Source organism: Pseudomonas sp. TWI923 (assembly GCF_039673365.1).
Lineage (GTDB): Bacteria > Pseudomonadota > Gammaproteobacteria > Pseudomonadales > Pseudomonadaceae > Aquipseudomonas > Aquipseudomonas sichuanensis.
Map to the genome: position 1 here is coordinate 1 of NZ_JBDJLM010000107.1, position 11,632 is coordinate 11,632.

The window sequence follows — 11,632 nt, forward strand, 5'->3', positions numbered from 1 at the left end:
TTGAAGGCGGCAGAGGCCTCTTCGATAGCCTCTGCGGTCATCAGTGGGGTCGCGGAAAACTGTTCAAGCAGCTCTTTCGGGACCTTCGGTAACTCTCGAAGCGGTTTCTTTTTGGTTGGCATACATGCACCTCTTACTCATGGTATGCCCGAACACAAAATTTCTGACACCCTCGTAGGCCGCCGTAAGGGCGGAAAGGTTACTAAAAGTCGCCATCGCCGCTGAATGCGCATACATCTATCAAAACAAACACACTGAGTCCCGAACCCGAACCCGAACCCGAACCCGAACCCGAACCCGAACCCGAACCCGAAACCTCACCCCAACTCAAGCCAAATCGGCGCATGATCCGAAGGCTTCTCCATCCCCCGCAACTCATAGTCAATCCCCGCCGCCTTGACCCGTGGCAGCAACCCCTGCGAAGCCATGATCAAGTCAATCCGCAGCCCACGCTTGGGCTCATCCTCGAACCCCCGGCTGCGATAGTCGAACCAGCTGAACTGATCAGCCACCTCCGGGTGCAGATGGCGGAACGTATCGACCAGCCCCCAGCCCTTGAGGCGCTCCATCCACTCACGCTCTTCAGGCAGGAAACTGCACTTGCCGGTCTTCAACCAGCGCTTGGCGTTGTCCGCCCCGATACCGATGTCGCAATCCTGCGGCGAAATGTTCACATCACCCATCACCAGCAGCGGCTGGTCATTCTTGAACTGGCTCTCCAGCAACACTTGCAGGTCGCTGTAGAAACGCTGTTTGGCCGGGAATTTGGTGGGGTGGTCGCGGCTCTCGCCCTGGGGGAAGTAGCCGTTCATCACCGTGATCGGCGTGCCGTTACGGTCGGCGAAAGTGCCCCAGATGAAGCGGCGCTGGGCATCCTCTTCATCACTGGCGAAACCCTTGGACAGCGACAGCGGCTTTTCCCGAGACAGCAGCGCCACGCCGTAGTGGCCTTTCTGGCCGTGGTAATGCACGTGGTAGCCGAGCGCCTCGACTTCAGCCAGCGGGAACTGTTCGTCGCTGACCTTGGTTTCCTGCAGGCCGATCACGTCCGGCTGGTGCTTGTCGATCAGCGCCGCCAGCTGGTGCGGGCGGGCGCGCAGGCCATTGATGTTGAACGAGACGACTTTCATGGAAAGACAATCCTGATAAAAGCCTCGAATGCTAGCCGACATCGCCGGCGGCGGCCAGCGTGGCGACCCAGGGTTGGCGCTGCTAACGTGCTGTGGGAGGTGAACGATACGCGGTGCAGTAACTCCAAGGCACTGCACGCCCATTCCAGGAGGACCGCCCGCGATGCCCGACGCCCCAGCCGCACCAGCCAGTATTTGCCTGCTCGACGAAGGCTACGCCCGCGAGGCCCGCTCGCTGCTGTACCACGCCTATCGCCATGAACCGACCTTTGCATGGCTGTTCGAAGCCCAGCGCCCTGGCTATGAACAGCGTCTGCGGGTGCTGGTGCGCGAATGGCTGCGCCAGCACTTCTACCTACAGTTGCCGGCGATCGGTCTGCTGGTGGATGACCGCCTGGTCGGGATCGCGCTGATCGTGCCGCCACAACGTCGACTGGGTGTAGCTGACAGCTGGGCATGGCGCCTGCGCATGATGCTCGGCACCGGTTTGCGCTGCACGCGACGCTACCTGGACTACCAGGCTGCGCTCGCGGGTTGCCTGCCGAGCGGGCAGGTGCATGTACTGCCGCTGCTGGGTGTGCATCCGCAGTTCCAGGGTAAGCACTACGGCGAACAGTTGCTGCAAGCGGTGCACGACTGGTGTGCTGATGACCCGGTCACCCAGGGCGTGGTGCTGGATACCGGCAATCCACACTACCTGGCCTTCTATGAGCGCCAGGGCTATCAAGAGATCGGTGAGGTCGCTGTAGGGCCAATCCGAGAAAGGGTGTTCTTTCATCCCAATCCGGCGTCGTCCAATGCGACAGTTGTGTGACCGGTATTGACAGGCGGCACCCTTGACCGGCTCGCTCTGGTAGCATGCGCCGCATGACGTATTCAGGAAGACTTTGCTGGGGCCTGCTGCTGCTGGCCGCCAGCTCCATGGCATGGGCGCAGAGCGAGTTGCTGGTCCGGGTGAAACCCGCCAACAAGCCGCTCAAGGCCAATATCGAAGGTTATATCGGCAGCCTCGGCGAGCGCGATGAAGAAGCGCTGCTGCGTTTCAGTCGCGGCGCCGAGGAGCAGACACGCAAGGCGGCGCAGGCGCTGGGTTATTACCAGGCGCGCATCGACAGCGAAGTAAAGGCGCCGAGTGACAAGGACAAACCCCCGCAACTGATCATCCGGGTCGAGCCAGGTGAGCCGGTACGCCTGCGCAACGTGACGGTGCGTATCGAAGGGCCGGCCAACGAAATGAAGGCATTTCGCATCCCCGACAGCAAGGCGCTGCGTCCCGGTGAGCAACTCAATCACGGGCATTACGAAGATGCCAAGCGCCTGATCCTCAACCAGGCGTCGCGCTATGGCTTTTTCAGTGGCCGCTTCACCCGCCAGCGCCTGGCAGTCGACCCCCAGGCCGGTGTCGCCGACATCGAACTGGTCTACCAGAGCGGCCCACGCTATCGCCTGGGTGCGGTGCACTTCGGCGGTGACACGCCCCTGGACCAGGACCTGCTGCAGCGCATGGTGCAGTTCCAGCCCGGCACCCCTTACGACTCGGAGTTGATCGCCGAGCTCAACAACGATCTGCAATCGAGCGGCTATTTCGAAGGCGTACGGGTGGATGCCGCGCCGACCGCCGCCGTGGGCGAAGATATTCCCGTCGAAGTTCGCCTCGACACCCGTAAACCACGCACCATGGGCCTGGGCCTGGGCTTTTCGACCGACGTCGGTCCGCGTGCCAAGGCCAACTGGACCCGTCACTGGGTCAACCCGCAAGGCCATAGCTACGGTTGGGAGACCGAACTGTCGGCGCCCCGGCAGAACGTCGGGCTGTGGTACGACATCCCGCTCGACCCACCGCTCACCGACAAGTTGCGCTTTGCCGGCGGCTACCAGAACGAGGATATCGCCGGCACCGATACGCTGAGCAAGCTGCTGACCGTCGGCCCGGAATGGCACAGCAAGCTGCCCAGCGGCTGGCAGCGGGTGATCTCGCTCAAGTACCAGCGCGAAGAGTACCGCCTGGGTGACGACTCGGGCCTGAGCAACCTGCTGATGCCGGGGATCAGTTTCGCCTACCTGCGCAGCGACAACCGGATCGATCCGCACCAGGGCTATCGGCTGCAGTTCGACCTGCAGGCGGCCAAGGAAGGGTTGGGTTCGGATACCAACCTGGTGCACGGCAACGTGCTGCTCAAAGGCCTGACCACCCTCGGCCACAACCACCGTTTCCTCGGCCGCGTGCAGTTCGGCGGCAGCGCCACCAACGGCTACCAGCAGAACATCCCACCGTCGCTGCGCTTCTTCGCCGGTGGCGACCAGAGCGTGCGAGGCTACGACTACCAGTCGTTGTCGCCAGAGAACAACAAGGGCGACCGTATCGGCGGTCGCTACCTGGTGGCCGGCAGTGCCGAATACCAGTACTCGATCGCCGAAAAATGGCGCCTGGCAACCTTCATCGACCAGGGCAACTCCTTCAACAGCCTGGAACTGCCTAGCCTCAAGACCGGTGTCGGCATCGGCGTGCGCTGGGTCTCGCCGGTAGGGCCGCTGCGCCTGGACCTGGCCCACGCGCTGGACGACGACGGTGGTTTTCGTTTGCACTTTTCCATGGGGCCCGAGCTGTGATGCGTGTGTTCAAATCCCTCTTGCTCGTTATTGGCGCCTTGTTGCTGCTGATCGCCTTGGCGCTGGGCCTGGTGCTGGGTAGCCAGGCGGGCAGCCGCTGGGTAATGGGGCTGGTGCCGGGGCTTGAGGTCAGCGACTTCGCAGGAAAGCTGGGTGGCAGTTGGCAAGCCAGCCAACTGCGCTGGGTTGACGGCCAGAGCCGGATCGAACTGCAAGCCCCGCAGCTGGACTGGTCCCCTGCCTGCCTGTTGCGCGCCACCCTGTGCATCGAGCGTCTGCAGGCCGAGCGTATCGACATGGCCTTCGCCCCGGGTGAAAGCGAGCCTGACAGCGGCCCGCTGCAACTGCCGGCGCTGAATCTGCCGCTGGCCATCGAACTGGGCGAGGTGAAGGTCGGCCAGCTGCGGCTTGATGGCAGTGAGCTGCTGGGTAATCTGCAGCTGGCTGCGCACTGGACCACGGCCGGCCTGCGGATCGACAGCCTGCAACTGCAGCGCGACGACCTGCACCTTGACCTGCAGGGCGAGTTGCAACCGCAAGGCAACTGGCCGTTGCAGCTGCAAGGCACCTTGCAACTGCCGGCCGTGGACGGCCAACCCTGGCAGTTGGCGTTGAGCGCCAAGGGCGATCTGCAACAGACACTGACGCTGGACGCCAGCAGCAGTGGCTACCTCGATGCCCACTTGAACGGCGAGCTGCAGGCCTTGGCCGAGCACCTGCCGGCGAAACTGAGCCTGCGCGCCGAGGCGTTCAAGCCCGCCGCCAGCCTGCCCGACACCCTGCAACTCAACCAGCTCAGGCTCGACGCCCAGGGCGACCTGCTCAAGGGCTACCAGCTGTCCGGTGCGGCCACGCTGCCGGCGGAGCAGGGCCCGGTGGGCCTGGTGCTGGCCGGCAAGGTGGACGCCAAGGGCGCCCGGCTCGACACCCTGGACCTCAATGCCAGCGATACCCAGCGTGTCAAGCTGCAGGCCAGTGCCGACTGGCAGCAGGGCTTGAGCGCCGACGCCAGCATCGACTGGCTCGATTTCCCCTGGTTGCGCCTGTACCCCCTCGAGCAGCCACCGCAGGTGACCCTCAAACGCTTCAATGCGCAGGTGCAGTACCGCGATGGCAACTACAAGGGCGTGTTCAACGGTGACCTGGATGGCCCGGCAGGCGCTTTCACCGTCGCCAGCCCATTCGACGGTGACCTCGGCCAGGTGCGGCTGCCGCAGCTGGCGCTGAGTGCAGGGCAGGGCAAGGCCACCGGCAGCGTCGCCTTGCGCTTTGCCGACACCCTGGCCTGGGATGTCGACCTGCAGCTGGCAGCGCTAGACCCGGCCTATTGGCTGGCCGAGCTGCCCGGCACCCTGGCCGGGCCATTGCGCAGCCAGGGCGAGCTGAAGAACCAGCAGTTGGAGCTCAAGGCGCAGCTCGACCTCAAGGGGCGCCTGCGTGGCCAGCCAGCCGTGCTCAAGGTGGATGCCGACGGCAAGGGCGAGCATTGGACCCTGGGCAGCCTGGCGGTGCAGTTGGGCGACAACCGCATCAACGGCAGCGGCAGCCTGCAGCAGCGCCTGGCCGGGCGCGTTGACCTCGACCTGCCGCGCCTTGGCCAGCTCTGGCCGCAACTGCAGGGCCAGGTCAAGGGCCGCCTGGACCTGGCTGGCACCCTCGCTGCGCCCCAGGGCAGCCTCACGCTGCACGGCCAGCAACTGGCGCAGGCCGACAACCGTGTCCAGCGGCTGGACCTCGACGCGCGCCTGGACAATGCCCAGCGTGGGCAGCTCACGCTCAAGGCCGGCGCTATCCGCCTGGGCGATACCCCGTTGGGCAACCTGGATGTGCAGGGCAAGGGCGATATTCGCCAGCAGTCTGCCACCCTGGCGCTCGATGGCCCGCAGCTCAAGCTCGACCTGGCGCTCGACGGCACCCTCGGCAAGGGCGACTGGCGCGGTCGCCTGGCCAGCGGGCGTATCCAGGCCGGTGGCCAGGACTGGCAACTGCAAGCCCCGGCGCGCCTGCAGCGCCTGGCCAGCGGCCAGCTGGACTTCGGTGCCCATTGCTGGCGCGCTGGCCTTGCCAGCCTGTGTGGCGAGGACCAGCGCCTGGCGCCAGAGCCGCGCCTGCGCTATCACCTCAAGCAGTTCCCGCTGGACAGCCTGGCGCAATGGCTGCCCAAGGACTTCGCCTGGCAGGGGCTGCTCAATGCCGACATCAACCTCGATATCCCGGCCAGCGGTCCAAAGGGCAGTATTCGTGTCGATGCCGGTGGCGGCACCCTGCGCGTGCGCGACAAGGGGCGCTGGGTTGATTTCCCCTATCAGGTGTTGCGCCTGGACAGCACCCTGGCACCACGTCGGGTGGACACCCGCCTGGACTTTCGTGGCGAGCGCCTGGGGGAGCTGACCCTCGATACCCGCCTTGACCCGCTTGGGCGCAACAAACCGTTGACCGGTGAGTTCCGCCTGGCCGGCCTGGAGCTGTCGGTGGCCCGGCCATTCCTGCCGATGGTCGAGCGCCTGGCCGGCCAGCTCAATGGCAGTGGGCGCTTGTCGGGCAGCCTGTTGGCACCGCAGGTCAACGGCAACCTGGCATTGAGCGGTGGTGAGGTCAGCGGCGCGGAATTGCCGGTGAGCCTGCAGGCTCTTTCACTGCAGGCGCTGATCGCCGGCGAGCAGGTGCAGCTCAAGGGCGACTGGCGCAGTGGCGACGCCGGGCGCGGCGAGCTGGCCGGGCAGATGACCTGGGGCCAGGCGCTGGCCATGGAGCTGCGCCTGAGCGGCCAGCAGCTGCCGGTCACCGTCGAGCCTTACGCGGTGCTCGAGGTTGCGCCCGACCTGGTCATCCGCCTGGTCGACGACAAGCTGGCGGTGACCGGCAAGGTGCTGGTGCCCAAGGGCAAGATCACCGTGCGTGAACTGCCGCCGTCGACGGTGCAGGTATCCGACGACACGGTGATCGTTGGCCATCAGACGCAGGAGGGCAAACCGCCCATGGCGGTGGCGATGGACATTGACGTCGAGGTCGGCCGCGACAAGCTGTCGTTCAGTGGTTTCGGCCTCACTGCCAACCTGCTGGGCCACGTGCACATTGGTGACAACCTCGATACCCGCGGGGAACTGAGCCTGGCCGATGGTCGCTACCGTGCCTATGGCCAGCGCCTCACCATCCGCCGGGCGCGCCTGCTGTTCGCGGGCCCCATCGACCAGCCGTACCTGGATATCGAAGCGATTCGTCAGGTGGATGACGTGATTGCCGGTATTCGCCTGAGCGGCAGCGCCGAACAACCCACCACCAAGGTGTTTTCCGAGCCGGCGATGAGCCAGGAGCAGGCGTTGTCCTACCTGGTGCTGGGGCGGCCACTGGGCGCTTCAGGCGAAGACAGCAACATGTTGGCCGAGGCGGCGTTGGGCTTGGGTTTGGCGGGCAGTGCCGGGATCACTGGCAGCCTGGCGTCAAACCTGGGGATCGAAGATTTCCAGCTCGACACCGAGGGCTCGGGCACAAGCACCAGTGTGGTCGCCAGCGGCAACCTCAGCGAGCGGCTGAGCCTGCGTTACGGTGTGGGGGTGTTCGAGCCTGCCAATACCATTGCCCTGCGCTACAAGCTGAGCAAGAAAGTCTACCTGGAGGCCGCCAGCGGCCTGGCCAGCTCGCTGGACATCTTCTACAAGCGCGACTTCTGACTGTTCGCGCTCGTCCGCGCCGGCTACCAGTGGCCGGGCGCGGACGCCTCTGGTCGTCTCATTCATCCTTTCAACGCTTAGCGAGCCTGGCAGTCCTGGCGCCGAATATTGCCGATCTGTCGCAGGCTAAGCCCGTATTTGTCGGCCAACAGGCTGCGTGACAGGCCGTTGGCGCTTTCCTTCTGAATCTGCTGGTTGCGCAGTTGGCGCTGAAAGTGGTCGGCTTTGGGGATCTCCAGTGCCAGGCCGGCAAAGCGCTTGATCAGCGCGTCGAGCGCTTCGGGCGGCAAGACATCTGCCAGTTTGGTACGTGAGCGGTGTTTGGGGATGTACTTGGGGCGCCCGCCGAACTCACAGGTGAGCCGATAGGCATTTTCGAGGCCGATGCATTCGATCAGCACCTGCAGCGACTGAGGCAGTTGGGTTACTTCGATGTTGTTCAGGTCTGGCATGTCCACGCAAGGCATCCTTGAGCTGTGGGATCGTTTGACACGTGGCCTTTGCATAGACCGCGCGCCGAGGGTTGCCATGGCGCGGCTGGGCGCTTGGCTTGCCTCGATTTTCAAACAGCATCAGAAAGGGTCGCTAGGCGCGAATCGGACCGGCGCTTGTAGCCTTGTCGGCACGACGTTTGAAAGCAATCGCGATAATTGATGTATGAAAATTCTTCACCCTTACGCTACAGGCCCCAAAAGTCCTAGAGAAGACCTTCCATGGTGGCAATTTGGGTGTATCACCCCACGCAGTTGCAGGGGAACAATATTCCCAGGTATCCGGGCGTCGACCGGCGAGGTGATTTTGCGTCAGGCAAGCAGCGAATCTGATGCTGAAGGGAGGCGTGCGTCGTAGGCGGGCAGGAAAATCAGCGTAGGAAATGGCAGCGAGGTATCATGGCGCCGGCTCCAAGGGAGCCTCATGTCCCCGATGTCGCAAGGAACTCCCGATGACACATGTGCAGCGCCTGAAATATTCGATCCTGATCATCCTGGTGGTACTGGGGATCATGCTCGGCCTGAGTCACCTGCAGAAGCAGGGCACCATCAGCGAGCAGACATTCCAGTTCATCGCCATCGCCGTTGCGGTGGTCGTGGTGGTGATCAACGGGATCCTGCGGCGCAAGGTCAAGCCCTGAGGCGGGCCGGCCGGCGGATCATGGCCGGCCGTACGCTCAACGCAAGGTGGGCTGCTCGAGTACGGCGCGGGCCTGGGGCTCGAGGCTGTAGCACTTGTCGTTGCCCAGGCTGATGACACCTTCGGTGCACAGCCGCTTGAGCACCTCGCGCACGCTGAGGAACGACAACGGAATGTCCAGCTGCTCTAGGTGCGCGTGAACACCACGCACGCCAATGCTGCGGCCGTTTCGATCGGCGCTGTGCAGGGCGTCGATGACTTTGAGGCGGATCAGGCTGGTACGCAGCCCGTAGACGCGCAGCAGCTCGCGAATCTGCTCGTTGCCGGTGCGCACTTCCTGTGCGCAGGGCGTGCCGACCGGGCTGCGCGCCGCCGGTAGCGAAGGTTGTGGGTTGTGCATGCGAATGCTCCTTTTCATCGACCGCAGCGGATTCATCGTTGTTGCCTCTCTCACCTATTAAGACGAACGAGAACGGCAAAACTGCAGTCCCTCGGTAAAAAAATCTGACCTGCCTTGTTGAAGACGTTGCAGCAGGCAAGAGGGCGTAAAATTTTCATCCGGCCATTCGTTTGATCGGGATAACCCCCCGATTGCACGAGGAGTGCCTGTGATCCCTCTTTCGCGTCCTACCCTGCGCCTTGGCCTCGCCGCCGTCCTGGTTGCCTCCAGCCTGCTGGCGCAGGCGCGCGAGGCTAGCGGCGAAGCCTCTGCGCAGATCCGCCGCACCAGCTTTGGTGTGCCGCACATCCTGGCCAACGACGAGCGTGGTCTGGGCTATGGCATCGGCTATGCCTACGCCCAGGACAACCTGTGCCTGCTGGCCAACGAGGTGTTGACGGTCAACGGCGAACGCTCCCGCTACTTCGGTGGCGACGGCAAGACCGTGGAACAGCGCGACAACCTCGCCAGCGACCTGTTCTTCACCTGGCTCAACAACCCCGTCGCGGTCAGCGGCTTCCTGCAGGCCCAACCGGCAGCGGTGCGCGATCTGCTGGACGGCTATGCCCGCGGCTATAACCGCGCACTGGGCGAGCGTCGGGCCCAGGGCCTGCCCGCCGAGTGCGGGGCGGGCGACTGGGTGCGGCCCATCACCAGCCTGGACCTGGTCAAGTTGACCCGCCGCTTGTTGGCCGAAGGTGGCGTAGGCCAATTCGCCGAGGCCGTGGTGGCGGCAACCCCGCCCAACCTTGCGGCGCAGCGACCCACGGTCGACTACAGCGTGGCCCTGGCCCGGCAGCAACAGTTCGCCATGAGCCGTGGCAGCAACGCCGTTGCTGTGGGCGCGCAGCGCTCGGCCAGTGGTCGTGGCCTGTTGTTGGCCAACCCGCATTTCCCCTGGGTAGGCGGGATGCGCTTCTACCAGATGCAACTGACCATTCCCGGGCAACTGGATGTCATGGGGGCGGCATTGCCGGGCCTGCCGGTGGTCAATATCGGTTTCAACAAGCACCTGGCCTGGACCCATACGGTAGACACGTCGAAGCACTTCACGGTGTACCGCCTGCAACTCGACCCGAGAGACCCGACCCGTTACCTGTTCGATGGGCAGTCGCTGCCGCTTGAGCAGCAGAAGGTCAGCGTCACGGTAAAAGGCGAGGGCGGCGCGCTGCAGCAGGTCGAACGGCCCATCTACCTGTCGAAGTTCGGCCCGGTGGTGCAATGGCCCGGCCGGCTGGACTGGGACAACAAGGCGGCCTATGCGCTGCGTGACGCCAACCTGGAAAACACCCGGGTGCTGCAACAGTGGTATCGGATCAACCGCGCCGACAGCCTGGGCGCGCTGCAAGCGTCGATTGCGCAGTTACAGGGCATCCCCTGGGTCAACACCCTGGCGGTCGACGCAGCGGGGCAGGCGCTGTACCTGAATCAGTCAGTGGTGCCCTATGTCGATGAAGAGTTGCTGGCTCGTTGTGGCAACCCTGGCGTCACCGAGCCGGTGGTGGTGCTGGACGGCTCGCGCAGTGCCTGCCAGTGGAAGGTAGACGCCCAGGCCGCTCAACCGGGGATCTTCCCGGCGCGCCTGCAACCGAACCTGGTGCGCAGCGACTTCGTGCAGCATTCCAATGACTCGGCCTGGCTGGCCAACCCCGCTCAGCCATTGGCCGGTTTCTCGCCGCTGCAAAGCCGTGCCGAACAACCGCTGGGCATGCGCAGCCGCTTCGCCCTGCAGCGCCTGCAAGGTAGCGCCAAGCTGGACGGCGATGCCCTGAAGCGCATGGTGTTCGATGACGAGGTATACCTGGCCAGTCTGCTGTTGCCCGACCTGCTGCAATGGTGCAAAGGCGCGCCGGCGGATGTCGCGGCGGTATGCACCAGCCTGCAGGCCTGGAATGGCAAAGCTGACCTGGAGGCTGGGATCGGCCTGGTGCACTTCGAGAACATCGCCGGCACGCTGGCCGAACATCGCGAAAGCTGGCGAGTGGCGTTCGATCCGGCCGACCCGCTGCATACGCCTCGTGGCCTGGCGGTGGAGCAGGCGGCGGTGGGCAAACTGTTGCACCAGGCTGCACTGGCCTCGTTGGCCCAGGTTGGCAAAGCCGGCATCGCTGCCGAGCAGCGCTGGGGGCAGATCCAGCAGGCCAGCGACGGCACGCCGGTGCCTGGCGGTCCGCAGGAGTTGGGGGTGTATAACGCCATGCTCAGTGTGCCGGTCGCACCGGGCAAGCGCCTGGTGGTCAGCGGTTCCAGCTACCTGCAGGTGGTCAGTTTCACCGAGCAGGGGCCCCAGGCTCAGGGCTTGTTGGCGTTTTCACTGTCCAGCGAGGCGGCTTCGGCCCATGCCGGTGACCAGACCCGCGCCTTTGCCGCCAAGCAGCTGTCAGTGATCCCGTTCACCGAGGCGCAGATCAAGGCGGATCCGCAGTATCGGCAGTATGTGATCAGCGAGAAGGACAGAGCGGCGGTGGTCAGCGCTCAGTAGCGCGGTGATGCTCATCACCGACCAGCACCCACAGGATGGACACTACCCTGTGGGAGCAACCGTTTTGCAGTGTCTGGGCTGGCCTCATCGCCGGCCACCCCGCGCCCCCCCCCACCCGCTGGACCCCACCCCAGCCACAAACCAGTGGGCGGCGGCGTGCCGGCGCGAG

The 11,632-nt window shown here is 64.6% G+C and carries 8 protein-coding genes; 5 read left to right on the forward strand and 3 right to left on the reverse strand.

Features of this window, described 5'->3' with window-relative positions:
• Positions 1-317 precede the first annotated feature (317 nt).
• Entirely contained in the window at positions 318-1,130 is an 813-nt protein-coding gene (gene xthA, locus ABE459_RS24250; protein WP_125464280.1) for an exodeoxyribonuclease III, read from the reverse strand.
• 163 nt (positions 1,131-1,293) lie between these two features.
• On the opposite strand from xthA, the gene ABE459_RS24255 reads away from it, so the two are divergent.
• Genes ABE459_RS24255 through ABE459_RS24265 form a run of 3 tightly spaced genes read left to right on the forward strand, consistent with a single transcriptional unit; the run spans position 1,294 to position 7,411 of the window.
• On the forward strand, positions 1,294-1,944 hold the full coding sequence (locus ABE459_RS24255; protein WP_323833601.1) for a GNAT family N-acetyltransferase: 651 nt from the start codon (positions 1,294-1,296) through the stop codon (positions 1,942-1,944).
• Between the two features lie 53 nt (positions 1,945-1,997).
• On the forward strand, positions 1,998-3,740 hold the full coding sequence (locus ABE459_RS24260; protein ID WP_323833603.1) for an autotransporter assembly complex family protein: 1,743 nt from the start codon (positions 1,998-2,000) through the stop codon (positions 3,738-3,740).
• Positions 3,740-7,411 carry a translocation/assembly module TamB domain-containing protein gene (locus ABE459_RS24265; protein ID WP_323833605.1) on the forward strand — a complete coding sequence of 1,224 codons (3,672 nt, stop codon included), beginning with the start codon at positions 3,740-3,742 and terminating at the stop codon, positions 7,409-7,411. Before ABE459_RS24260 ends, ABE459_RS24265 begins: the two co-directional genes overlap by 1 nt.
• 77 nt (positions 7,412-7,488) lie before the next feature.
• Here the strand turns inward: ABE459_RS24265 and ABE459_RS24270 are convergent, their stop codons facing one another.
• Positions 7,489-7,869, reverse strand: a complete 381-nt coding sequence (locus ABE459_RS24270; RefSeq protein WP_125858839.1) for a Mor transcription activator family protein — start codon at positions 7,867-7,869, stop codon at positions 7,489-7,491.
• A 485-nt stretch (positions 7,870-8,354) separates the two neighbouring features.
• Here ABE459_RS24270 and ABE459_RS24275 point away from each other — a divergent pair, with 485 nt between their 5' ends.
• Complete coding sequence (locus ABE459_RS24275; protein WP_110994403.1) at positions 8,355-8,543, forward strand: hypothetical protein; 189 nt, start codon at positions 8,355-8,357, stop codon at positions 8,541-8,543.
• 36 nt (positions 8,544-8,579) lie between these two features.
• On the opposite strand, the gene ABE459_RS24280 is transcribed toward ABE459_RS24275, so the two are convergent.
• Positions 8,580-8,942, reverse strand: coding sequence for a fe2+ zn2+ uptake regulation protein (locus ABE459_RS24280; protein WP_125464275.1), 363 nt, complete (start codon positions 8,940-8,942; stop codon positions 8,580-8,582).
• 208 nt (positions 8,943-9,150) lie between these two features.
• On the opposite strand from ABE459_RS24280, the gene ABE459_RS24285 reads away from it, so the two are divergent.
• Positions 9,151-11,463, forward strand: a complete 2,313-nt coding sequence (locus ABE459_RS24285; RefSeq protein WP_125464274.1) for an acylase — start codon at positions 9,151-9,153, stop codon at positions 11,461-11,463.
• The last annotated feature ends 169 nt before the right edge of the window (positions 11,464-11,632 follow it).